Genomic DNA, 23,122 nt, shown 5'->3' with positions numbered 1-23,122 from the left:
CGCGCGGACATGATTCAACTGATCGCCTTTTACCTGTTCGCGACCATCGTGATCGCGTCGGCCGCGATGGTGATTTTCGCTCGCAATCCCGTGCATAGCGTGATGTGGCTGATCCTCGCCTTCTTCAACGCGGCGGGGCTGATGCTGCTCGCGGGCGCCGAATTCATCGCGATGCTGCTCGTCATCGTCTATGTCGGCGCGGTCGCGGTGCTGTTCCTGTTCGTCGTGATGATGCTCGACATCGATTTCGCCGAATTGCGCGCCGGTTTCGTGCGCTATCTCCCGCTGGGCGCGCTCGTCGCGATCATCCTTGCCGCCGAACTGGTGTTCGCGGTCGGCGCCTGGAGCGCCGGGGGGATCGATCTTGCGGCGCGCGCCGCGCCCGTGGTCAGCGACAAGAGCAATATCCAGCAGATCGGCGAACTGCTCTACACGCGCTACATCTTCCTGTTCGAGGCGGCGGGCATCGTCCTCCTCGTCGCGATGATCGGTGCGATCGTGCTCACCCACCGCCAGCGCGGCGGCGTGCGTGGACAGAATATCAGCCAGCAGGTGCGCCGCCGTCCCGAAGATGCGACGCGCCTCGTCGATCCGGGCGTCGGGCAGGGGATGGAACTGTGATTTCGGTCGGCCATTATCTCGCCGTTTCGGCGGTGCTGTTCACGCTCGGCGTGCTCGGTATCTTTATCAACCGCAAGAATATCATCGTCATCCTGATGGCGATCGAGCTCATTCTGCTTGCCGTGAATATCAACCTCGTGGCGTTCAGCGCCGCGCTGGGTGATCTGGTGGGCCAGGTCTTTTCGATGTTCGTGCTGACCGTTGCCGCGGGCGAAGCCGCGATCGGTCTCGCGATCCTTGTCATTTATTTCCGCGGCCGCGGCACCATCGCCGTCGACGATGCCAACCGGATGAAGGGGTAAGCCGGTGATTCAGGCGATCGTTTTCCTGCCGCTGCTCGCGGCGCTTGTCGCAGGTCTGGGCCAGCGCACCATCGGCACCACCGCAGCAAAGCTCGTGACCACCGGTGCGCTGTTCGCAAGCTGCGCGCTGAGCTGGTCGATTTTCCTGTCCTTCGTCGCGGGAACGGGCGAAGCGGGTGTCACGCCGGTGCTGCACTGGGTTTCGTCGGGCGCGCTCCAGTTCAACTGGGAATTGCGCGTCGACACGCTGACCGCGGTGATGCTGGTCGTCATCACGACCGTTTCGGCGCTCGTCCACCTCTATAGCTGGGGCTATATGAGCGAGGACCCGGATCAGCCGCGTTTCTTCGCCTATCTGTCGCTCTTCACCTTCGCGATGCTGATGCTCGTGACCGCGAACAATCTCGTCCAGATGTTCTTCGGCTGGGAAGGCGTTGGTTTGGCGTCCTATCTGCTGATCGGTTTCTGGTACAAGAAGCCGAGCGCCAATGCTGCAGCGATCAAGGCGTTCGTCGTCAATCGCGTCGGCGACCTCGGCTTCATGCTCGGCATCTTCGGCACCTTCCTGGTGTTCGGCACCGTCTCGATCCCCGAGATTCTGTCCGCCGCGCCGGGCATGGCCGGATCGACGATCGGCTTCCTCGGCCACCGCTTCGACACGATGACCGTGCTCTGCCTGCTGCTGTTCATCGGCGCGATGGGCAAGTCGGCACAGCTTGGCTTGCACACCTGGCTTCCCGACGCGATGGAAGGTCCGACCCCCGTGTCGGCGCTGATCCACGCCGCAACGATGGTCACCGCGGGCGTGTTCATGGTCTGCCGCCTGTCGCCGATGTTCGAAGCCGCGCCGGTCGCGGCGGGCGTCGTCACCTTCGTCGGCGCCGCCACCTGCTTCTTCGCCGCGACCGTCGGCACGACCCAGTGGGACATCAAGCGCGTCATCGCCTATTCGACCTGTTCGCAGCTCGGCTACATGTTCTTTGCGGCGGGCGTCGGCGCTTATGGCGCGGCGATGTTCCACCTGTTCACGCACGCCTTCTTCAAGGCGCTGCTTTTCCTGGGCGCGGGGTCGGTCATCCATGCGATGCACCACGAACAGGACATGCGCTATTATGGCGGCCTTCGGAAGCATATCCCGCTGACCTATTGGGCGATGATGATGGGGACGCTGGCAATCACCGGCGTCGGCATTGCGGGCGTGGCGGGTTTCGCCGGTTTCTATTCGAAGGACGGGATCCTCGAGGCAGCGTTCGCTGCTGGCGGTGGCGGCCAGATCGCCTTCTGGGTCGGTATTTTCGCCGCGTTGCTGACGAGCTTCTACTCATGGCGTCTCGTCTTCCTGACCTTCTATGGCAAGCCGCGGTGGGAGCAGAGCGAGCATATCCAGCATGCGGTGCACGACGATCATGGCCACGGCCATGACGATCACGCCCATGCGCCTCACCAAGACGCGCACGGCGATGGCACGGCGGGCTATCATCCGCACGAAAGCCCGATCAACATGCTGATCCCGCTGGGCGTGCTGTCGCTCGGCGCGGTGTTTGCGGGGATGCTCTTCAACCACCAGTTCATCTACCCGGAAGAGGGCGCGGCTTTCTGGAAGGGCAGCTTGGCGTTCAACGAACATTTGATGCACGCGGCGCACGAAGTGCCGCTGTGGGTCAAGTGGATGCCGTTCACGGTGATGGCGATCGGCCTGTTCCTTGCCTGGAACAGCTATATTCGCAACACGACGCTGCCTGCGCGGTTCGTGGCGCAGTTCTCGCTGCTGCACAAATTCCTGTTCCACAAATGGTATTTCGACGAGCTCTACAACTTCCTCTTCGTCAAGCCGGCGTTCGCGATCGGCCGCTTCTTCTGGAAGCGCGGGGATGAAGGCACCATCGACCGTTTCGGTCCCAATGGTGTGGCGGCACTCATCCAGGGGGGCACCCGGCTCGCGGTCCGGCTGCAATCGGGTTATGTTTATGGATATGCGTTCGTGATGCTGCTCGGTCTTGTCGGCCTCGCCAGCTGGGCCATGGTGAAGTTCCAGTGAGCGGTCTTCCGATCCTTTCGCTGATGCTGGCGGTCCCTGCGGTCGCCGCCATCGCCTGTGTCTTCGCCGGCGATCGCAACGCGCGCCTGATCGCGCTCGCGGCGACGCTGATTGACTTCGCGCTCGGCGTCATGCTGTGGGCGAATTTCGATATCGGCGGCGCGCAGTGGCAGTTTCAGGAGATGCATCGCGGCATCTTCGGCCCGTTCAACTATGCGCTCGGCATTGACGGCATCGCGCTGGTGCTGATCATGCTCAGCGTCTTCCTGATGCCGTTGTGCATCCTGGCGAGCTGGCAATCCGTGACGAAGCGCGTCGGCCTCTACATGGCGATGTTCCTCGTCATGGAAGTGGTGATGATCGGCGTCTTTGCGGCGCAGGATCTGCTGCTCTTCTATATCTTCTTCGAAGCCGGCCTGATCCCGATGTATTTCATCATCGGCATCTGGGGCGGCGCGAACCGCATCTATGCGGCGTTCAAATTCTTCCTCTACACGCTGCTCGGCTCGGTGCTGATGCTGATTGCGATGATCGCGATGATCCGTGAAGCGGGGACCACCGACATCCCGACGCTGCTCGTCTACAATTTCCCGCCGGAAATGCAGACGTGGCTGTGGCTCGCCTTTTTCGCCAGCCTCGCGGTGAAGATGCCGATGTGGCCGGTCCATACCTGGCTTCCCGACGCGCACGTCCAGGCGCCGACGGCGGGTTCGATGATCCTGGCGGGCGTACTGCTCAAGATGGGCAGCTATGGGTTCATCCGGTTCATGATGCCGATGTTCCCCGATGCCTCGGCGCAGCTGATGTGGATCGTCTTTGCGCTGTCAATGATCGCGGTGGTCTACACCAGCCTCGTCGCGCTGGTGCAGAGCGACATGAAGAAGCTGATCGCCTATTCGTCGGTCGCCCACATGGCGATCGTGACCGCGGGCCTCTTCGCCTTCAACCAGCAGGGCATCGAAGGCGCGATGATCATCATGCTCAGCCATGGGATCGTTTCGGCCGCGCTCTTCTTCTGCGTCGGCGTGATCTATGACCGGCTGCACACGCGCGAGATCGACCGCTACGGCGGCCTCGCGGTGAACATGCCGGCCTATGCGCTGTTCTTCATGCTCTTCACCATGGCGTCGATCGGCCTTCCGGGGACCAGCGGCTTCGTCGGCGAATTCCTGAGCCTCGCCGGTATCTACGAAGCGTCGAGCTGGGTCGCGCTGGTTTGCACGACCGGGATCATCCTGGGCGCCGCCTATATGCTTTACCTCTATCGCCGCATCGTGTTCGGCGAACTGACCAAGGACGATGTGAAGGCCATGCCCGACATCAATCCCCGCGAATGGGCGATTTTCGTGCCGCTGGCCGCGGTGGCGCTGTGGATGGGCGTCTATCCCGAAAGCTTCCTCGCCCCGATCCGCGGCGACGTGACCACGGTGGTCGCGCGCCTTGCGCCCGCCAAGCCCGCCGGCGATGCCCACGTCACCGCCGGCAAGCCCAAGGCGGCGCACGACGCGCATGGAGAGGCCGCCGCCGCCGGCGAAGCGCATCATGCGGGAGGCGTCCAATGACCGCCGATCTCGCCCTCATCTGGCCCGAACTGATCCTGACGATCGGCGGGCTCGTTACGCTGCTGCTCGGCACCTTTGGTGGTGACCGTCAGGTTGGCCTTTATCAGCTCGCGGCGCTCATCACGCTCGCTGCCGCGGCGGCGGCGGTCGTCGCGATGTTCGGGACGCAGGCTTCGGTCTTTTCGAATACGCTGGAAGTCGACGCCTTCGGCGGCTTTGCCAAGCTGCTCATCTATGCCGCAAGCTTCATCTGCATCCTGATCGCGCCGCGCTTCTTCAAGGACGCGATGCGCGCCGAATATCCGGTGCTGATCCTGTTCGCGGCGCTCGGCATGGGTATCATGGCGTCGGCGCGCGACCTGATGACGCTCTACGTCGGGCTCGAGCTCAACAGCCTTGCCGCCTATGTGCTTGCCAGCTTCATGCGGTCGGACGACCGGTCGAGCGAGGCGGGGCTCAAATATTTCGTCCTTGGCGCGCTGGCTTCGGGGATGCTGCTTTACGGCATTTCGCTGCTCTACGGCTTTTCGGGAACGACGCAGTTCGCCGGCATCGCGCAGGCGATGGGCGGCGGCATGAACAACGGTCTGCTGTTCGGCCTCGTCTTCGTGATCGCCGGTCTGGCGTTCAAGATCAGCGCGGTGCCCTTCCACATGTGGACGCCCGACGTCTATGAAGGCGCGCCGACCCCGGTGACGACCTTTTTCGCCAGCGCTCCCAAGGTCGCGGCGATGGCGCTCATGACGCGCGTCGTCATCGAAGCCATGGGTCCGGCGACCGCGGCGTGGCAGCAGATCATGATCTTCCTCGCGCTCGCGTCGATCATCCTCGGCGCTGTCGGGGCGATCGGGCAGAAGAATATCAAGCGCCTGCTTGCCTATTCGTCGATCAACAATGTCGGCTTCATGCTCGTCGGCCTGGCCGCCGGCACCCAGCAGGGGGTCGAGTCGGTGCTGACCTATCTGCTCGTCTATGTCGTGACGACGATCGGCAGCTTCCTCGTCGTGCTTCAGCTGCGCGATACCGAGGGCAATCCGATCGAAAGCATCCCGGCGCTCGCGGGCTTTTCGCAGCGGCGCCCGGGGCTTGCCGCGGCGATGGCGGTGTTCCTGTTCAGCCTCGCCGGCATTCCGCCCCTCTTTGGCTTCTGGCCGAAATATCTGGTGTTCCAGGCCGCGGTCGACGCCAATCTGCTGCCGCTGGCGATTGCCGGGATCGTCGCGTCGGTGATCGGTGCTTTCTATTATATCGCGGTGATCAAGACGATGTACTTCGACGACAAGTCGGAGGTCGAATTCGGCACCGGCGGCGTCGTGGTCGAGGATGCGGTCATTACCGCCAGCGCCCTGTGGCTGTCGGTCGTCGGCTATTTCTTCATTCCGGTGCTGGCGGTCGTCTCCGCCACCGCGGCTGCGGTGCTGTTCTGATCCCGCCGATCGAGCGGATCGCGCAGACAGGTTCGACCAACGCCGACCTGCTGGCGCGGCTGGCAGCAGGCGAGCATGTCGGCGAAGGGCATTGGCTTGTCGCCGACCGCCAGACCGCCGGGCGCGGGCGACTGGGCCGCGCATGGGGCGATGGTCTGGGCAATTTCATGGGATCGACGGTGGTGCAGCTGCGCGCCGGCGACCCGCTCGCCGCGACGCTCGCGCTGGTCGCCGGGGTCGCGCTGGCGAAGACGATCCGCGCGCTCGCGCCGGCGATCGACTTCCAGCTCAAATGGCCGAATGATGTCCTGGCCGACGGTGCCAAATGCTCGGGCATCCTGCTCGAACGCAGCGGCGACAGCGTGGTGATCGGGATTGGCGTCAATCTGGTTTCCGCGCCCGATCTGCCCGACCGTGCCACCGCATCGCTCGCCGAAAAGGGCGCGGTCATCGAGCGTGACCGCTTTGCCGATGCGCTGGCGGTCGCCATGGCCGATGCGCTCTGGACCTGGCGCCAGGAAGGCGTCGAAAGCATCGTGCGCGCCTGGTTGCCGCTGGGGCATCCCGTGGGCACGCCGCTACATGTGTCCGAACAGGCACTCGACGGATATTTCGACGGCCTCGCGCCCGACGGAGCGCTGCGCTTGCGCCGCGCCGACGGGGAGGTCATGCTGGTGCATGCGGGTGACGTCGAATTGCGGCGACCCGTAGAGGAGGGGACATAACCGTGCTGCTCGCGATCGATGTCGGCAACACCAACGCGAAATTCGCTGTTTTCCGCGACTCGATGGCGGTCGCGCGCTGGCGCATCGCGACCGACGACCGGCGCACCGCCGACGAATATATGGTGTGGCTCGATCAATTGCTGCGGCTCGAAGGGCTCGACCGCGCTGAAATCGACGCCGTGATTATCTCGACCGTCGTGCCGCGTGCGCTCCACAATCTGCAACTGCTCGCCGACAAATATTTCGGTGTCGAGGCACTCGTCGCCGGGCGCGAACCGGTAAGCTGGGGCATCGCGCTCAAGGTCGACGAGCCGCAGGCGGTGGGCGCCGACCGCGCCTGCAACGCCATTTCGGCGCAAGCGATCGAGCCGGGCAGGGACAAGCTGGTCATCAGCTTCGGCACTGCGACGACCTTCGATCATATCGGGCCCGACGGTGCCTATCTCGGTGGCATCATCGCGCCCGGGGTCAATCTGTCGCTCGAAGCGCTCGTCAATGCCGCCGCCAAGCTGCCACGCATCGCGATCGAAGCACCGGCGTCGAACAGCGTCATCGGCCGCACCACCGAAAGCCAGATGCTGATCGGCGTCTATTGGGGCTATGTCGGGATGATCGAGGGGCTTATGCACCGCATGAAGGCGGAAATCGGCAAGCCTGTCACCGTCATCGCGACGGGCGGGCTCGCGATATTGTTTCAGGAACAGGCGCATCTGTTCGACCGGGTCGAACCCGATCTGACGCTCAACGGGTTGATGCACCTCTATAATCAGAGAGGCATTTCGGCATGACCGTTCCCGGCAAGGAACTGCTTTTCCTCGCGCTCGGCGGCTCGGGAGAGATCGGCATGAACGCCAATCTCTATGGCTGCGACGGCAAGTGGATCATGCTCGATCTCGGCGTCAGCTTCGGGTCGCAGGATTATCCCGGCATCGACATCGTCATGCCCGACCTTGAGTTTATCGAGGATCGCAAGGCCGACCTGCTCGGCATCATCCTGACCCACGGGCATGAGGATCATATCGGCGCGATTCCCTATCTCGCCGCCGACCTTGGCGTGCCGCTCTATGCCAATCGCTTCACCGCCGGCCTGATCGCGCACAAGCTCGCCGAGGAAGGGCTGGAGAAAGAGGTCGAGCTGAAGGTTGTCGATATCGATGCGCAGTTCCGCATCGGCCCGTTCGGCATCCGCCTGATGCCGCTCGCCCACTCGATCCTCGAGATGAGCGCGGCGGTGATCGACACACCCTACGGCCGCGTCTTCCACACCGGCGACTGGAAGCTCGACGACGATCCGGTCATCGGCACCCCGTCGAGCGCGGCAGCGCTGACCGCGGTGGGCGATGAAGGCGTCGATGTGCTCGTCTGCGATTCGACCAATGCCTTCAATGCGCAGGCGTCGGGCACCGAAGGCGGTGTACGCGACGGGCTGCTCGCCGCCGTCGGCGCGGCAAAGGGCAGGGTGGTCGTCACCACATTCGCCTCCAACGCGGCGCGTCTCGACACGCTGGGGCAGGTCGCGAAAGCCACCGGGCGCACCCTGTGCGTCGCGGGGCGGTCGCTCGATCGCATTTTGGGCGTTGCACGCACCGCGGGGTATCTCAAGGATTTCCCGGCGACGGTCGACTTCGACGAAGCGATGCGGCTGCCGCGCGACAAGGTGATGATCGTCGCGACGGGCGGGCAGGGCGAACCACGCGCCGCGCTCGCGCGCATCGCCGAAGGGATTCACCAGATCAAGCTCGAGGCGGGCGATACGGTCGTCTTTTCGTCGAAGCAGATCCCCGGCAACGAGATTGCGATCGGACGGATCATGAACCAGCTCGCCGCGCGCGACATTCTGACCGTGACCGAAAAGCAGGCGCATATTCACGTCAGCGGCCATCCGGGGCAGCCGGAACTTGCGGCGCTTTATGGCTGGCTGCGCCCCAGGCTGATCGTCCCGGTGCATGGCGAGATCCGCCATATGCACGAACAGGCGCGCTTCGCTCTCGAACAACGCGTCCCCGACGCGCTGGTGCAGGAAAATGGCGATCTGGTGCGCTTGGCCCCCGGTTCCGCTCGTATCCTCGAGCGCGTGCGCTCGGGCCGACTGATCCTCGACGGCGACGTGATCCTGCCCGCCGATGGCGAAACGATCAATGAGCGGCGCAAATTGTCCTTCTACGGCCAGATTTCGGTCGCGGTCGTGCTGTCCAAGGGCAAATTCGCGGACAGTGCGATCCAGTATCGCGGCGTACCGGTCGAGGACGAGCGCGAGGTCTTTCTCGACGAAATGAACGCCGCTGCAGAAAAGGCAGCCAAATCCCCGGCGCGCGACCGCGACGCCCTCAAGGAAGCGATCCGTCTTGGCGTCCGGCGCATCGCAACCGACTGGACCGGCAAAAAGCCGATCGTCGATGTGCTGATTCTGGATATCTGACCGATGAAATGGACCTCGGCGCTCGCCATCTACCTGCTTATCTGGGCGTTCAGCACCTTCTTCGTACTGCCCTTCCACGGCCGCCGTGCCGAAGATGATGCCGTGCCCTTGATCGATGGCCAGGAACCGGGCGCACCCGCGCGCTTCCACCCGCTGCGCATTCTGATCCAGATCACGATCGTCGCCACGATCGCCTTCGGCCTCTTCTATGTCGCCTATATCAACGGCTGGACAAACCCTGACGTCCTGAGCGGCCGCGCCTGACGCGACGCGGGCAGCGGCTTCGGGTCGAAGGGCCGGTTTGGGGTGGAGAGCAGAAAGGCGGCTTTCGGCCTTAGATCGGTGCAAAGGGGACGTTAAGACTGATTGCCTATGCCCCTACCGAGCCGCTTCGGAGCCAGACCGTGTTTGACGTTCATCTAGACATATCACTGTTCACCACGAACGCCGCGTTTGGCATGATCTCAGGCAGCATGCGCTTACCCCTGATTCCTCAGGTCGGCGATGTATTGTCATTCCGGATTACAAGGTCGGTCGAAGCCTTCTGCGACACCCACCCATTCACCGGAGTTTTGCGAGTCACTAATCGGATCATCAGCCCAGATGGGGTCAGTGTCGCTCTGGAGGATTTGACCGCCGCGACACCCGGAGATGCTCAGTCGATAATTGAAATTTTCGAAGAAAATCACGGGCTAAAGGGAGATGTTTGGGAAAACTAACGACGGCTATTAGGATCGTTGGTACCTTGGAATGACGACCAAAATCGGTCGTAGCAGGCCCATCCACTGCCGCGCGCCCCGGTTCCGCAATCAGCTCCGCAGGCGGTCGATCGCCTGTGCCAGTGCCACGTAAAGCTTGCCGATGTCCGACGACAGCAGCGTCACGCTGATCGCGGATCCGTCGCGCGCGCCGATCAGCAGGCGCAGCATCGCTTCGAAGTCATGGATGAACTGATTGACTGCTGCGTGGAAACCATCGTCATTCTGGTAGAGGCGCAGAATTTCCTTGGTTTCGCTGTTGTCGAGCAGCTTCACCGCGCGCCGCGCGAAGATGCCGCGGTCTCCCTTCAGATAGGCGTCCCACGCGGCGTCGCTGACCTCGCTCGACATCACCTTGGTAATATCGATCGCGCTAGATTTGAGCGCTTCGGTGAGGATACCGACCTGCTTTGCGAGCGAATCCCGGTCCGATGCGGCGATGGCCTGCTCGGCTTCGGCGACGCGCTGTTCGACGCTGGCGCTGGTGTCCATGATCGTAATGAGCTGGCGCATGAGCCGATCGGCGGCGCCATTCGCCGCTTCCACCGCGCGCTGCGAGGCATCCTCGACCGCCTTGAGCTGCGCCGTCACTTCGGTCTTGAACGCCGCGTCGATGGCCTCGGTCGCGGTCGCCTGCATCGCATCGCGGGCATTCCCGACCAGTCGCTCGAGCGTCTGCCGCGCTTCGTCGGCTGCGGATTCGGCGGTGGACTTAACTTCGGCGAGGGTAGCGATCATGCGCGCGCCGCCCTGATCGGCAAAATCGTCCGCCCCCGCACGCAGCCGGGCCAAGGCCGCATCGGCGTCGGCAAGCGCTGCGTTGACCCGGTCGGTCAGCGCCTGTTGGCTTTCGCCATGCTCGGCCATCTTGGCTTCATTCGCCTGCAACGTCGATTTGACTGCGTTGACGTGTGACAAGGTCGATTGCGCGACAAGTTCGGAGGCTTCGAGCAGCGGCTTGATCTGCCCGAGCGCACCTTGGGTCGCCTTGCCGTGCGAGGCCATGCGGTCGAGCGCATTCGGCAGCGTTTCGTCGAGTTCGCGCGTCACCGCATCGAGCGCGAGCAACAGCGACTCGGCGTGAGTGATAAGCTGATGCGCCGAATTATTGCCGGTCTGCACATCGGCGATGAAGGCGCCCAGTTGGGCCTTGGTATCGTCGATCGCGCGACCGATGACACCGGTGCTGGCCGATACGCTGACATCGAGCACCTCGAGCTGCTGCCGCGTTTCGGTGACATGCGCCGTAATCCGCGCCGCCAGTTCCTCGCTCGCCGTGCCATGCGCCGCGAGCTGGTCGCCAAGCGCCGCGCCGGCTGCTTCTGCCGACGCAAGACGTGCATCCATCTGGTCTGCGGCGGCATCGACCCGGTCGCGATATTGCTGCCAGGTGGTATCGAGGCGCGCGCCCAGATTATCGACCGTCGTCTGTAGCGTATCGCGGATCGAGGCCGAGGATTGGGTGATTTGGGCCAGCGCGACGCCATGCGCGTCGGTGACTTGCGACGCCGCGGCAATCAGCCCCGATTCGGTTTCCTGCGTCTGCTGTTGCAGCGCGCCGAGCGCTTCGTGGAGGCCCGCTGCGGCGGCTTCGCCGGTCCGCGCGGCCTTGGCCGCCTCTTCGCCGAGTTCGGCGAGCTTGGCTTCAAGATTCGCGCCCTGCTGATGTGCGACGAGCCCCGCTTCGCGGAAATTGACCGCGAGCCGCTGCGCCACATCGTCGATGCGCGGCAGCCCGGCGAGCAGGCCGTCCATGCGCTGCATCGCGACGTCGCCCGATCGCGCGAGCTGATCGTGGGCATTGGCGATGACCGACGCATTGGTTGCGAGCTTGTCGCTGCTGTCGTTGAGCCGGAGCACGGCATCGACGCCCAGCTGCTGAACATTGCGCGCCTGTTCGGAAAGCTGACGCTGAGCCTCGCCGAGTTTCTCGCTAAGCACCGCCATCGATTGCGCAAGCGCATCATTTTCATGGCGCAGCGCCGCGGCGAGGCGAGCAAAGCGCGCCTGTTCGGACCGGCTCGACCGCAGCAACGCCATCCAGAGCAGAGTCAGCAAAACGAGCGGCATCGACAGGGTCGCGACAAGCGCCGGCCATTGATCGAGCGCGACCGGACGCGCAAAACCCTTCGTCGCGGTAAACAGGGCGAACAGACACCAGCCGAGGCCGATGATTACCAACAGCGTCGGCATCAGCCGGTCGCGCCACGCGCCGCTCTGCGGATCGGGCATATCGTCGTCATCGGTCGCGAGCGGCGTCATATCGAGCCATTCGCGCTCGACCGGAACCTCGGCTTCGAGGGCGGACGCGGCTTCACTCGCCGGTGCATCGGTCTGCGCCGGCTGCTCATTCTCCCGGTTTGCCGCGGACTCCCGCCACAGACCGACGATTTTCTTTTCCCCCGTCATCAGGCCATCTTAGCATCAAATGCCCGCCATGAAACGGAAACTTAACCATGGGCTGTCAAGGCTGTGGAATGTCGTTCGACAGCGGCCCTCTCGATCGCTTTCTCTCTTCGGCCATCGGCGACGATGCGGCGATGGCGATGGATCTGCGCGCCGTTTTTGCCGACAGCGCCCGCGAGCTTGCCGACCTGATGCGCCGGTCGCGCTGCGATGCCAACTGGCATATGGCGGCGCTGCGGCTCAAGAGCCTCGCCGCGACCTTCGGGGTCATCTCGCTGATCGAGCTAGCGGAAGGCGCGATGGCCGGGGTCCCGGGCGATCCGGCAGTGCTGCGCGATATCAACGCCGCCATCGACGCCATCGGCTGACCCGGTTTCGGGTTCAAACGCCGTTCAGGCGGCAATCTCCATTGGAAATATCGACCGTGCTCGTCTTGCCATGGCAACGCGACGGGGCTAGCCGCGTTGCTGAACGTGGCCGGACCTGTTCGTGCGGGAAACCGGCGGCCGATACAAAGGAGAGATTTCGATGTTCAAGCGTTTCCGCCAGACGTCCGCAACCGCCGTTGCCGCCGTCCTCGGCTGCGCCCTGATTGTCGCCGCGCCCGCCGCCGCGAAGGAAAAGCCGAAAAAGGAAGAAGAGGAGAAGGGCGCGCAGCTCAAGCCCAGCAAGGAATTCAGCCCTGCGCTCAAGAAGCTGACCGAGGCGGCGAAGGCAAAGGACATGGCGGCCCTCGAAGCCGCATTGGCCGAAGGGCAGGCGAGCGCGACAAGCCCCGACGACAAATATCTCGTATCTTTCTACGAACTCCAGCTCGGAATCGGCAAGAGCGACAAGGCGATCCAGGGCAAGGCGCTCGACGGCATGCTCGAATCGGGCCTGACGCCGCCGGAAAGCCTGGCCGCCTATAATTTCTTCTCGGGCAATTTCGCCTATGGCGACAAGGATTATGCGAAGGCCGTCAAGCGTCTGGAAGCCGCAAAGGCCGCCGGTTCGACCGAGCAGGGCCTGCCGGTTCTTCTGATGGACAGCTATCTCAAGCTGAACCAGGTCGATCAGGGGCTTGCTGTTGCGAAGGAAGCGATCGCTGCGGCGCGTGCCGCGGGCCGTGTGCCGTCGGAAGAACTTTATGTTCGTCCGGCAGGCGCCTTGCAGGCGGCGAAGCGCAATGGCGAACTGCTCGATATGCTGGCGATGCGCCTGGAGGACTATCCGCAGCCGGTGATTTGGCGGAACACGCTTTTCATCTTGCTGCAGCAGGAAGCGAGCGACAAGGTCATGAACCTCGACACGTTCCGCCTGATGCGTGCAACCAAGTCGATGACGCAGCGTCCCGAATATCTTGAATATGCCGCGCTGGCGACCGAGGCGGGCTATCCGAGTGAAGCGGTTGCCGTGATCAAGGAAGGTCAGGCTGCGAACGTCATCCAGACGTCCGACGAGCGTTTCAACACGATCCTCGAATCGCAGGAACCGCGGGCCAAGGCCGACGCCGTCGCGCTCAAGGCGGACGCGGCCAAGGCCGCAACCGCGGCGAACCCCAAGCTGGCGCGCCAGACCGCCGACGGCCTTGTCGGCATCGGCGACTATGCGACCGCGATCTCGCTGTATGAAAAGGCGGCTGCCGGCGGCGACCCGCTTGCGCAATATCGCCTCGGCGTGGCGCAGGCTCTCGCGGGACAGAAGGATGCGGCGATCGCCAGCTTCGCGAAGGTGCAGGGTGACCGGGCGCGTCTCGCGAATCTGTGGACCATCCACCTCTCGGCCAAAGCGCCCGCTGCAGCCGCAGCAGCGGCTCCCGCCGCCGCACCGGCGAACTGATCGGACATAAAAAGGGGCGCCCTCCCGCTGGGGAGGGCGCCCCTTTTCGTGCGCGTCGCGATTATGGCTCGACCGGGATGCCGGCGAGTTGTTTGGCGGTGCGAATCGTAAGCGACGTCTTCACGCTCGTGACATTCGGTGCCGAGGTGAGATGCGCCGTCAGGAACGACTGAAAGCTCTGCAAGTCGCGCGCGACGACCTTCAGCAGGAAGTCGATTTCGCCGTTGAGCATGTAACATTCGCGCACTTCGGCCAGTCCGCCGACATAATCCTCGAACGCCTTGAGGTCGGATTCGGCCTGACTGCGCAGGCTGACCATCGCGAAGACGGTGATCCCGTAACCCAGCTTCGCGGCATCGAGATCGGCGTGATAGGATCGTATCACGCCCGACTCCTCCAGCGCGCGGACGCGGCGCAGGCACGGGGGAGCCGTCAGCCCCACCTGCTGTGCCAATTCCACATTGGTTATCCGCCCGTTTTTCTGCAGCTCGTTGAGGATCTGCAAATCAATTTGATCGAACTTCTGGCTTGCCATCATTGAAACATCCGCTTTCCCCGATTGCCCTCACCATAATATTATTTCAGGCGATTGCAATTGTCCCACAATGTGACGTGGTGCCCTTACCCTCTTTCGTGAGCGATTGATTCACGCTAGCCGCTAAGCTTCCGCTAACCAACAAAACGGGAATGGGCTGGCCTCGCGTGACCGCTGACTCGATGATCGCGACCATCTTGCGGCAAGCGCCGGCGGACCGCCGTGCGAGCACCGCCGCGTGGCGCCAGCTCACCGATATTCTGGCGCAGCGCGGCAATCAACTGGATACGACCGATATACGTCGCGCCTTCCACGCGCTCGCGGTGCTGCGCCGCGATGTGCCTGAAAAGGTGCGGCGCGATTGCGCCGTTGCGGTGGCCCGCCACGGGCGCTTTGCGCCGCTGGTCGCTTTTTACGCGAATGACGTTCCGGCCGTCTCCGCGACGATGCTACGCCGCGCGCGGCTGGCGGAGGCGGACTGGTTGGCGATGCTGCCGACGACCGCCGCCACCGCGCGTTCGATCCTCGCCGGGCGCAGCGATCTGCCCGTGAGCGTGCGCCGCGCGCTGGACAGCCTGGGCGCGGGATCGGTCGCACTGCCGCAACCCGCCCTCGCGGCCGCCGACGTCGCAGCATCGGACGTCGTCGACGAGGCACCTGCGAGCCAGATCAGCGAACTGGTACGGCGGATTGACAAATATCAGTCGTCGCGCAGCAAGCCCGCTCCGGCACGGCCGCGCACGAGCTTCCTGTTCGAAACCGGACCCGACGGCGTGATCCGCTGGGTCGACGGAATAACCCGCGGCGCGGCGATCGGTCTGTCGATCGCCGAGAGCGCCTTGGGCGGCGAGCCAGGGACCGATGGCGCCGCAGTGGGCGCGTTTCGCCAGCGTGCCGAAATCGTCAACGCCCGTATGATCCTTGAAGGGTCGGCAGCTGACGCCGGCGAATGGCGCTTTTCGGCATTGCCCTGGTTCGATCCCGCGACCGGCCAGTTTTGCGGCTATCGCGGCACCGCTCGGCGGCCGCAGCACAATGAATTGCCTTATGGCCGCCCGGAATCGAGCGATTCGGGCGACTCTATCCGGCAGTTGATCCATGAACTGCGCAGCCCGCTCAATGCGATCTCGGGCTTTGCCCAGATTATTTCGGGACAGATGTTCGGTCCGGTCAGCGGCGCCTATCGCAAGATGGCCGATTCGATCATCGCCGACGCGGGCGCGGTTCAGGACATCATCGACGATCTTGACGTCGCGGCACGTTCGACAGGCGTCGTTGAGACGAAGGCGAGCGACGAGGTCGCCGACCTTGCGACGGTGATGGCGCAGATCGAAGGCGACCTCGCGCCGCTGCTGGCCGACCAGCGGATCGATCTCAGCATTTCGCGCGTCGGCGGCCCCTTCCTGGCCCATGCCGACGATGCCAATTCGCGGCGGATGGTTGGCCGACTGCTCACCGCACTCGTCGATATTTGCGAAGCCGGTACGACGCTTGTCGGGCAACTGGTTGCGGAGGCCGGTCCCGATGACATGCTGCAACTGCGCATCGTGCGTCCCGCCGCGATCCGCTTCGCATCGGCGGCCGATCTGCTTGATCCGGGCTTCAGCCCCGAAGGCGAGGCGCCCGGCGCCGCGATCCTCAGCCTCGGCTTTTCGTTGCGACTGGTCGACAGCCTGGCGCGCGGCGCCGGGGGACGACTCGATATCGGTCATAATGCCTTGACCTTGTATCTTCCCTCGGCCAACCCAAGGGCCGACACCGAACTAGGTGCCCAACACGGCGAATAGCCGAACCGCATAGGGGCGGGGTAAAGGGGAATAAGGTGGGTTCTGCGGCCAATATTCAGGCCTATCCTCCGGAATCCGGTCAAATTGCACTCAAGGACGGTGAGGCGCCGCGCTTTTGGGTGACGATCGATACCGAGGAAGATTTTGACTGGAACGGACCATTTTCTCGGACCGATTTCCGGCTCGATTCGGTCCCCGCGCTGTCCGCCTGCCAATCCTATTTCGAACGGGCCGGGGTGCGTCCCATCTATCTCGTCGACTGGCCGATCGTGCAGGACGACCGGGCGGTCGCCATTCTAGCACCGGCGCTGGCGTCAGGCCGCTGCGACATCGGCGCCCAACTCCATCCCTGGGTAACGCCGCCGTTCGACGAGGCGGTGAACGATCGCAACAGTTACACCGGCAATCTCCCCGAAACATTGCAGCGCGCCAAGATGCAAACGCTCCGCGATGGCATCCGCGACCGGTTCGGCACCGCGCCGCTCGCCTATCGTGCGGGGCGTTACGGGCTGGGACGCAGCAGCGCCGCGATGCTCGCCGATCTCGGCTTTCGGCTCGACACCTCGGTCCGGTCGGGCTTCGACTATCGTCCCGGCCATGGTCCCGACTATCGCTGCGCGCCGCTGCGGCCCTGGTGGGTGGGGCAGGGGAGCGATGCCATTCTGGAAGTCCCCGTCACAACCGTCTTCGGGGGCGCGCTCGGCCGTCTCGGTCCGCCGGTCTATCACCGGGTGGCGCGCGATGGCCTGCGCGCCGGCGCCGCGCTCGCGCGCCTGGGGCTCGTCGAACGCATCGCGCTGACGCCCGAAGGAATTCCCGCCGACAAGGCGTGCCGCGCAATCGACATCGCGATCGAGCAAAGCCTGCCCATCCTCAACTTTTCGTTTCACTCGCCCTCGCTGCAACCGGGAAACACGCCCTATGTGCGCAGCGACGCGGACTTGGACCTCTTCTACCGCTGGTGGGACGTGGTGCTCGACCATCTGGCGCGGCGCAGCATCGCCGCAATCGATACCGACGGCATATTGGCAATGGCGACGCGCTCGGCTATCGCCCGCTGATCCCTCTCGGGGGCCTGTAGCTCAATGGTTAGAGCTGGCCGCTCATAACGGCTAGGTTGCGGGTTCGAGTCCTGCCGGGCCCACCATTTCCCTTGCAAATTGCAACCGGTCGCTGTCCATTGGGCCGAGTTGAAAGGGAGAGGGACATGGCAAGCAAGAAGACGATCCTGCTCGGCGGGCTGGCGGTCATCGTGGCGGTCGGGGCTGTCGTCGGCGTGCGAACCGCGACCTTTGCGCCCAAGGACATCGCCGACGGCAGCGACGTGACGCTCGCGCCCGCGCCTACGTACGACCTGCAGGCCGCCGTCCGGCACCTCAGCGAAGCGGCACAGATTCCGACCGTCTCGCATCAGGATGCCGCCGACAACGACGGGGCGCAGTGGGACCGGCTGCACGGCTGGCTCGCGGCGAGCTATCCGGCGGCCCATGCGGCGATGACCCGCACCATCCTGCCGAACAAGACGTTGATCTACCAATGGCAGGGCAGCGATCCCGCCGCGGCGCCGATCATCGTCATGGCGCATCAGGATGTCGTGCCGGTGACCCCGGGGACCGAGAAGGACTGGAAATATCCGCCCTTCGCGGGGACGATTGCCGATAACGCGGTATGGGGCCGCGGCACCGTCGACGACAAGGGATCGCTCGTCGGCCTGTTCGAGGCGATCGAGGCGCTGGCAGTGCAGGGTTTCAAGCCGAAGCGCAGCATCTACCTCATCTCCGGCCACGACGAGGAGGCGGGTGGATCGGGTGCCATCACCGCGGCGGCGCAGCTCAAGGCGAAGGGCGTCAAGGCGATCTTCACTATAGACGAAGGCAGCATCGTGCTCACCGACACGCCGGTCATCAACGGCCCGGCCATCCTGATCGGCGTCGGCGAAAAGGGCTATGGCACGCTGAAGGTCACGGCCAATGCCCCCGGTGGGCATAGCTCGATGCCGCCGGCCCAAACCGGGGTCGAAACGCTGGCCAAGGCGATCCTCGACATTACCGGCGATCCCTTTCCGATGGAGGTGCGCGGCCCCGGTGCCTCGATGATCGAAGTGCTCGCCGCGAAGAAAGGCGGCGTTACCAAGATGGCGGTCGCCAACCAGTGGCTGTTCGGGCCGATACTCAAGCGCCAGCTCACCGGCTCGCCGTCGACCGCGGCGGCGTTTCACACCACGATCGCGCCGACGATGCTCGAGGGCAGCCCCAAGGAGAACGTACTGCCGCAATCGGCCAATGCGCTCATCAACTATCGCATCGCGCCGTGGAACCGGTCGTCGGACATCATGGCGCGCGCGAAGGCGGCGGTGGGCGATGCCAAGGTCGATCTCGCCTGGGTCAAGCCGCCGCGCGAACCGTCGCGCATCTCTTCGTCAACGTCGCAGGGCTGGAAGTGGATCGCTGCAGCGGCACGCGCCGACGCGCCCGAGGCGGTGCTCAGCCCGATGCTCGTCGTCGGCGGCACCGACAGCCGCAGCATGGAGGGCGTGTCCGAGGACGTCTATCGCTTCATGCCGATGCATTTCACGCTGAAGGAATCGGCAATGATCCACGGCACCAACGAGCATATGGCGATCGACAGCTTCAAACGCATGATCGATTTCTATGCGCGGTTGATCGCGACGTCAGCGGGATAGACTTGCGCTCCAAGCCTGTCTAAGGCGCCTTCCACGGTCGGGGAGTAGCGCAGCCCGGTAGCGCGCCTGCTTTGGGAGCAGGATGTCGCAGGTTCGAATCCTGTCTCCCCGACCAATGCTTCACCGCAGCGCCCCCTCTGGCTGCGCGCGGCCATGCTTAACCCGCTGCTAAACAATCCTCTCTATGCTCGCGGGTCGAGATAGGGACCAGATATCGAGATGACCGGCGGCCGTCTGAAGAAACTGTTCGCGGCGCTGGCGGCGCTGTTTGCGGCGCTGTGCGCTGCAAGTCCCGCAATGGCGGCCAATTGCTATTACGCGACCGCTCAGGGATCGACCGGGCCTGCCGATTGGCAGACCTATTGCTGGCTCGACTTTACCGGTTACAGCGAAACGACGGCGCGATCGGCGTCCGGACAGAATTTTTCCTTCACCCTGTCCGACGGCACGGTGATGAGCTTCAATCTCAAGGTGTCGGGAGCGGCGATGACCGCCGCTACATCGCCGTCCTGGTCGGGCAGTGCGGTCGGCAATACGGCTTTTCTTGGCATCGCCGGGCGTCCGATCATGTATCAGACCGCGGCCGGGACAACGACCATCGCGATCAGCAGCATCGCGCTGACGCCGCCCGCAGCCGGGACGATCAGCGCCTATATGTTTGTCGCCGCCGACGGCGAGTCGAGCAACGAAGGCGAATCGCTGCGATTCCAGACCAATGGCGGCAATTGGCAGGAGCTCGATCGCGCCGGGCCGATCAGCGGCAGCACCTATCCGACGACGACCGGGACGGGAACGAACAGCTTCACCGAAACGGGCGCTGCGGGAACCGTGGGCGCCTATATCATGGGGTCGACATCGCCGACGTCGGTAACGACGACTTTGGTGGGCGGGGGGCTGCAAGGCGCGATGTTCGCGGTGCGCTTCGCCTCGATCCGGCTGAACACGCAGATTTCGGGCGCACGCGCCAACCCGGCCGACCAGTTCACCTTTTCGGTCAACACGACGGGAACGGGATCGACGCTGGCAACGGGGACGTCGAGCGGCACCGGCCTCGGTCCCTTTACCTCGGCCGCGCTGTCGAGCTCGGCGGCGATCCCGCTGACGCTGAACCAGACGATGGCCGCCGGCAGCGTCAACAGCCTGTCGCATTATCGCTCGGCGCTGACCTGCACCAATACGGCAACCGGTTCGAGCACGCCGCTGCCGACCAATGTCGTCACCACCGCCTATAATTTCGGATCGCTCCAGTTCGGCGATGCGGTGCAATGCACCTTTACCGAGACGCCTTATCCGCATCTGACATTGACCAAGGCTCTGGCAGCGTCCGGCCGTCAGTTCAGCGGCGACCAGTTCACCTTGACGATCGCGCAGGGTGCCACGGTGGTCGGCACCACCACCACGACGGGCAGCGGGGCGACCGTGTCGAATGGTTCGACGCCGCAGGTGCAGCTCAGCGCCGGCACGGCGTACAGCCTGTCGGAAGCGGCCGCAGGGACGACGACGCTGGGCCAGTATACGGCGACGATGAACTGCACCAATGCCGCCGCCTCGTCGACGCCTCTGCCGACAAGTCCGGGCGGCAGCGTGACGCCGCAAATGGGCGATGTGATCGCTTGCGTCATCACCAATACCAAGCGCGGATCGAACGCCACGCTGGCAATCGCCAAAAGCTCGACGCTGGTGTCGGATCCGGTCAACGGCACGACGAACCCGAAAGCGATACCGGGGGCGGTCGTGCGGTACAGCTTCACGGTTCAGAACAGCGGACCGACCGCGACCGACAGCAACAGCGTGTTCATCGTCGACAGCTTGCCGGCGCAGATCAGCGTCGGGACCGCGGCATCGCCGGTCTTCACCCAGGGATCGCCGACGAGCGCGCTCAGCTTCAGCGCCGCGAGCGATATCCGCTATTCCAATGCTGCAACCGCGCCGGCCAGCTTTGCCGCCTGCACCTATTCGCCGGTCGCCACCTACGACCCCGCGGTCCGCTATGTCTGCCTGCGGCCGCAGGGCAGCATGGCGGGATCGACCGGCACGCCCACCAGCTTCACGCTGAGCATCGAGGGCGTGGTCAACTGAGCTGTGCGCGCACCCAGGCTGACAGAGGTGAAAAAGCAGCGCGCAAAGAAAAAGGCGGCCTTCCCGAAGGAAGACCGCCCTTTGTTTCGGTCATTGCCCCGAAGGGCTGTGACTTACTTCTTTTCTTCTGCCGTGGCAGCGGTCGCAGCCGAGTCAGCAGCGGCAGCGGCGGTGTCAGCAGCCATAGCAGCCGTATCGGCAGCAGCAGCAGCCGAGTCAGCAGCCATAGCGGCGGTGTCCGCACCAGCTTCAGCGGCGGTGTCAGCAGCCGGAGCTTCGGTGGTCGCTTCTTCAGCAGCCTTTTCACCGCAAGCGGCGAGGGCGAACATGCTGGCAGCAACAGCGATAGCAGCAAACTTCTTCATGATGTGTGGGCTCCCTAAAATGCCATTCCGCGCTGGGGAAACTTTCCCGTCCCGCGAGCGGCGGGATTTAGACGTTCCGTACCAATCGTCAACAAAAATAATTGAGATGGCAGGCGCGCCCTGTTCTGATTACCCCGCGCTGTCCGTCATGGTAGCTCGGCATCGGCGCTATTTGCAAGCAGCCCGATCGTGACCGTCCAGGCGACCACATTTTGGCGGATTTGCGCGGGATCCACCTTGTCGAACGTGTCATCGGGCGTGTGGTGAATATCGAAATAGCGTGTCCCATCTTGTTGCAGGTCGATGGTCGGCACCCCCGACTCGATCAGGGCGCCGACATCGGCGCCGCCACCCGCAGGCTGCTTTCCGCGGGTGATTCCATAAGGCGCGAGTGCCGCGGCGATGCGGTCGGCAAGCCCGGCTGCGCCCTCGGGCAGCTTGAAATCGACGCGCCAGACGCGGTCTGCACCGAAATCCGACTCCATGGCGACCGCGTGGCGTTCCTTGCCATGGGCATCGAAATAGGCCTTGCCGCCGAACACGCCGACTTCTTCGGCACCGGCCCACAGGATGCGGATCGTCCGCCGCGGCTGCCCCGCGGCCATGATATGCTTCGCCGCGGCCGTTATGATGCCGCAGCCCGCCGCATCGTCGATCGCGCCGGTGCCGAGATCCCAGCTGTCGAGATGGCAGGCGATGATGACCGGGCTCGCCTTGGGATCGCTGCCAGGGACTTCGGCGATGACATTGCCCGACGGCTGGTCGCCCAGCGTTTTCGGGGTCAGCAACAGCTTCAGGCCCAGCGGCTTGCCGTGCTGCCACTGCCGGACCAGCAGGTCGGCGTCGGGATTGGAGATGGCACCCGCGGGGATCGGCGTGACACCGGCTTCGAAATTGGTCACGCCGGTATGCGGATTGCGATGGCTGTCGGTGCCGATCGATCGGATGACGATGGCGATGGCGCCCTTTTTGGCGGCCGCGTTTGGCCCGACGAAGCGCCCGCGTCCGAAATAGCCATAGCCGCTGCCGTCCTGCGCCGCCTTCATCTGGTTGTCGATGAAGACGATCTTGCCTTTGACCGCGGCATCGGGCGCGGCCTTCAGCGCGTCGAAGCTCGGGAAATAGGCGATGTCGCCCTCGATGCCGTCGGCTCCGGTCGAGCCGCTGTTGCCCAGCGCGGCGATCGCGAGCTTCTGGGGGTGGAACGGTCCGGTGAGTTCGGCCGTCTCGGCGCCGCGGACCCAGACCGGCATGGTATAGGCTTCTTCACGAACATTGGCGAAGCCCATTGAACGCAGCCGTTCGACCGCCCATTTACGGGCAGCGGTCTCGGCTTCGGTCCCCGCCATGCGCGGTCCGATCTCGGTCGTAAGGTCTTCGGTGATCTTGAGCGCCGGGTCTTCGCCCGTTTGCGCCATCTCGACGGCGCTCGGCGCGGCAAAGGCGGCGGTGGACAAAAGACAGGCGGCGAGGCCGGTCAGGCGAGCGATTGTGCGGCGATGTGTCATGCCTCTGTCCTAACCAGCCAATACGCCCTGCCGCAAGCGTCGATTGCCAAGCGCGCGCCCATTCGCTAACCGGCCCGCGACCTCAT

20 protein-coding genes and 2 tRNA genes are annotated in these 23,122 nt (G+C 64.2%); 18 read left to right on the top strand and 4 right to left on the bottom strand.

Translation table 11 applies throughout. From position 1 onward, the window contains the following. The first annotated feature begins 9 nt into the window (after positions 1-9). The 10 genes from ACT17R_RS10705 to ACT17R_RS10660 all read left to right on the top strand — a co-directional run bounded on the left by ACT17R_RS10705 (position 10) and on the right by ACT17R_RS10660 (position 9,813). A complete protein-coding gene (locus tag ACT17R_RS10705) occupies positions 10-621 on the top strand; it encodes an NADH-quinone oxidoreductase subunit J (RefSeq protein ID WP_003051606.1) in 612 nt (203 codons plus the stop codon). Further along, on the top strand, positions 618-923 hold the full coding sequence (nuoK, locus tag ACT17R_RS10700) for an NADH-quinone oxidoreductase subunit NuoK (protein ID WP_003051614.1): 306 nt from the start codon (positions 618-620) through the stop codon (positions 921-923). Before ACT17R_RS10705 ends, nuoK begins: the two co-directional genes overlap by 4 nt. Positions 924-927: 4 nt before the next feature. Next, positions 928-2,961, top strand: coding sequence for an NADH-quinone oxidoreductase subunit L (gene nuoL, locus ACT17R_RS10695; RefSeq protein ID WP_234178989.1), 2,034 nt, complete (start codon positions 928-930; stop codon positions 2,959-2,961). Next, a complete protein-coding gene (locus ACT17R_RS10690; RefSeq protein WP_234178988.1) occupies positions 2,958-4,523 on the top strand; it encodes an NADH-quinone oxidoreductase subunit M in 1,566 nt (521 codons plus the stop codon). The genes nuoL and ACT17R_RS10690 overlap by 4 nt, the downstream gene beginning before the upstream one ends. After that, positions 4,520-5,950: an NADH-quinone oxidoreductase subunit NuoN gene (gene nuoN / locus ACT17R_RS10685; protein WP_234178987.1), complete on the top strand. Its 1,431-nt coding sequence runs from the start codon at positions 4,520-4,522 to the stop codon at positions 5,948-5,950. Before ACT17R_RS10690 ends, nuoN begins: the two co-directional genes overlap by 4 nt. After that, entirely contained in the window at positions 5,872-6,675 is an 804-nt protein-coding gene (locus ACT17R_RS10680) for a biotin--[acetyl-CoA-carboxylase] ligase (protein ID WP_444809423.1), read from the top strand. The genes nuoN and ACT17R_RS10680 overlap by 79 nt, the downstream gene beginning before the upstream one ends. 2 nt (positions 6,676-6,677) lie before the next feature. Beyond that, the gene (locus ACT17R_RS10675; RefSeq protein WP_003051630.1) at positions 6,678-7,463 is read left to right on the top strand and encodes a type III pantothenate kinase; all 786 of its coding nucleotides are present in this window, start codon (positions 6,678-6,680) and stop codon (positions 7,461-7,463) included. Beyond that, positions 7,460-9,094 carry a ribonuclease J gene (locus tag ACT17R_RS10670; protein WP_234178985.1) on the top strand — a complete coding sequence of 545 codons (1,635 nt, stop codon included), beginning with the start codon at positions 7,460-7,462 and terminating at the stop codon, positions 9,092-9,094. The genes ACT17R_RS10675 and ACT17R_RS10670 overlap by 4 nt, the downstream gene beginning before the upstream one ends. Positions 9,095-9,097: 3 nt before the next feature. Then, positions 9,098-9,358 carry a DUF1467 family protein gene (locus ACT17R_RS10665; protein WP_003051636.1) on the top strand — a complete coding sequence of 87 codons (261 nt, stop codon included), beginning with the start codon at positions 9,098-9,100 and terminating at the stop codon, positions 9,356-9,358. Between the two features lie 140 nt (positions 9,359-9,498). Next, complete coding sequence (locus ACT17R_RS10660; RefSeq protein WP_062902423.1) at positions 9,499-9,813, top strand: hypothetical protein; 315 nt, start codon at positions 9,499-9,501, stop codon at positions 9,811-9,813. Positions 9,814-9,903: 90 nt separating this feature from the next. Here the strand turns inward: ACT17R_RS10660 and ACT17R_RS10655 are convergent, their stop codons facing one another. After that, positions 9,904-12,261, bottom strand: a complete 2,358-nt coding sequence (locus tag ACT17R_RS10655; RefSeq protein WP_444809422.1) for a hypothetical protein — start codon at positions 12,259-12,261, stop codon at positions 9,904-9,906. Between the two features lie 68 nt (positions 12,262-12,329). On the opposite strand from ACT17R_RS10655, the gene ACT17R_RS10650 reads away from it, so the two are divergent. Both ACT17R_RS10650 and ACT17R_RS10645 read left to right on the top strand, forming a co-directional pair. Continuing rightward, entirely contained in the window at positions 12,330-12,626 is a 297-nt protein-coding gene (locus tag ACT17R_RS10650) for a hypothetical protein (RefSeq protein ID WP_003051763.1), read from the top strand. 160 nt (positions 12,627-12,786) lie between these two features. Further along, positions 12,787-14,079 carry a tetratricopeptide repeat protein gene (locus ACT17R_RS10645; protein ID WP_234178982.1) on the top strand — a complete coding sequence of 431 codons (1,293 nt, stop codon included), beginning with the start codon at positions 12,787-12,789 and terminating at the stop codon, positions 14,077-14,079. A 61-nt stretch (positions 14,080-14,140) separates the two neighbouring features. Here ACT17R_RS10645 and ACT17R_RS10640 read toward each other — a convergent pair whose 3' ends face one another. Beyond that, the gene (locus tag ACT17R_RS10640; protein WP_003051752.1) at positions 14,141-14,614 is read right to left on the bottom strand and encodes an Lrp/AsnC family transcriptional regulator; all 474 of its coding nucleotides are present in this window, start codon (positions 14,612-14,614) and stop codon (positions 14,141-14,143) included. 167 nt (positions 14,615-14,781) lie between these two features. Between ACT17R_RS10640 and ACT17R_RS10635 the strand changes: the two genes are divergently transcribed. The 6 genes from ACT17R_RS10635 (at position 14,782) to ACT17R_RS10610 (ending at position 21,163) form a co-directional block, all read left to right on the top strand. Further along, on the top strand, positions 14,782-16,401 hold the full coding sequence (locus ACT17R_RS10635; protein ID WP_444809421.1) for a histidine kinase dimerization/phospho-acceptor domain-containing protein: 1,620 nt from the start codon (positions 14,782-14,784) through the stop codon (positions 16,399-16,401). Positions 16,402-16,520: 119 nt separating this feature from the next. Continuing rightward, positions 16,521-17,462 carry a polysaccharide deacetylase family protein gene (locus tag ACT17R_RS10630; RefSeq protein WP_231292951.1) on the top strand — a complete coding sequence of 314 codons (942 nt, stop codon included), beginning with the start codon at positions 16,521-16,523 and terminating at the stop codon, positions 17,460-17,462. Between the two features lie 10 nt (positions 17,463-17,472). Then, positions 17,473-17,548, top strand: a tRNA-Ile gene (locus tag ACT17R_RS10625). A gap of 60 nt (positions 17,549-17,608) precedes the next feature. Continuing rightward, positions 17,609-19,084, top strand: a complete 1,476-nt coding sequence (locus ACT17R_RS10620) for a M20 family peptidase (protein ID WP_444809420.1) — start codon at positions 17,609-17,611, stop codon at positions 19,082-19,084. Positions 19,085-19,122: 38 nt separating this feature from the next. Then, a tRNA-Pro gene (locus tag ACT17R_RS10615) sits at positions 19,123-19,199 on the top strand. 104 nt (positions 19,200-19,303) lie between these two features. Continuing rightward, positions 19,304-21,163, top strand: a complete 1,860-nt coding sequence (locus ACT17R_RS10610; RefSeq protein ID WP_234178979.1) for a CshA/CshB family fibrillar adhesin-related protein — start codon at positions 19,304-19,306, stop codon at positions 21,161-21,163. Between the two features lie 113 nt (positions 21,164-21,276). On the opposite strand, the gene ACT17R_RS10605 is transcribed toward ACT17R_RS10610, so the two are convergent. Both ACT17R_RS10605 and ACT17R_RS10600 read right to left on the bottom strand, forming a co-directional pair. Then, a complete protein-coding gene (locus ACT17R_RS10605) occupies positions 21,277-21,528 on the bottom strand; it encodes a hypothetical protein (RefSeq protein WP_003051737.1) in 252 nt (83 codons plus the stop codon). 146 nt (positions 21,529-21,674) lie between these two features. After that, positions 21,675-23,036, bottom strand: a complete 1,362-nt coding sequence (locus ACT17R_RS10600) for a M28 family peptidase (RefSeq protein ID WP_234178978.1) — start codon at positions 23,034-23,036, stop codon at positions 21,675-21,677. Between the last annotated feature and the right edge of the window lie 86 nt (positions 23,037-23,122).

This window comes from Sphingopyxis sp. Q841, from assembly GCF_052384365.1.
GTDB classification, from domain to species: domain Bacteria; phylum Pseudomonadota; class Alphaproteobacteria; order Sphingomonadales; family Sphingomonadaceae; genus Sphingopyxis; species Sphingopyxis terrae_A.
The sequence above is the reverse complement of the archived record's forward strand: the minus strand, read 5'-3'. Positions and strand labels throughout refer to the sequence as shown.

Coding starts and splice junctions, on each gene's coding strand:
- ACT17R_RS10605 (WP_003051737.1), bottom strand. CDS start 21,528: ATGAAGAAGTTTGCTGCTATCGCTGTTGCTGCCAGCATGTTCGCCCTC.
- ACT17R_RS10650 (WP_003051763.1), top strand. CDS start 12,330: ATGTCGTTCGACAGCGGCCCTCTCGATCGCTTTCTCTCTTCGGCCATC.
- ACT17R_RS10645 (WP_234178982.1), top strand. CDS start 12,787: ATGTTCAAGCGTTTCCGCCAGACGTCCGCAACCGCCGTTGCCGCCGTC.
- ACT17R_RS10620 (WP_444809420.1), top strand. CDS start 17,609: ATGGCAAGCAAGAAGACGATCCTGCTCGGCGGGCTGGCGGTCATCGTG.
- ACT17R_RS10655 (WP_444809422.1), bottom strand. CDS start 12,261: ATGACGGGGGAAAAGAAAATCGTCGGTCTGTGGCGGGAGTCCGCGGCA.
- nuoN (WP_234178987.1), top strand. CDS start 4,520: ATGACCGCCGATCTCGCCCTCATCTGGCCCGAACTGATCCTGACGATC.
- ACT17R_RS10665 (WP_003051636.1), top strand. CDS start 9,098: ATGAAATGGACCTCGGCGCTCGCCATCTACCTGCTTATCTGGGCGTTC.
- ACT17R_RS10640 (WP_003051752.1), bottom strand. CDS start 14,614: ATGGCAAGCCAGAAGTTCGATCAAATTGATTTGCAGATCCTCAACGAG.
- ACT17R_RS10670 (WP_234178985.1), top strand. CDS start 7,460: ATGACCGTTCCCGGCAAGGAACTGCTTTTCCTCGCGCTCGGCGGCTCG.
- ACT17R_RS10600 (WP_234178978.1), bottom strand. CDS start 23,036: ATGACACATCGCCGCACAATCGCTCGCCTGACCGGCCTCGCCGCCTGT.
- ACT17R_RS10610 (WP_234178979.1), top strand. CDS start 19,304: ATGACCGGCGGCCGTCTGAAGAAACTGTTCGCGGCGCTGGCGGCGCTG.
- ACT17R_RS10705 (WP_003051606.1), top strand. CDS start 10: ATGATTCAACTGATCGCCTTTTACCTGTTCGCGACCATCGTGATCGCG.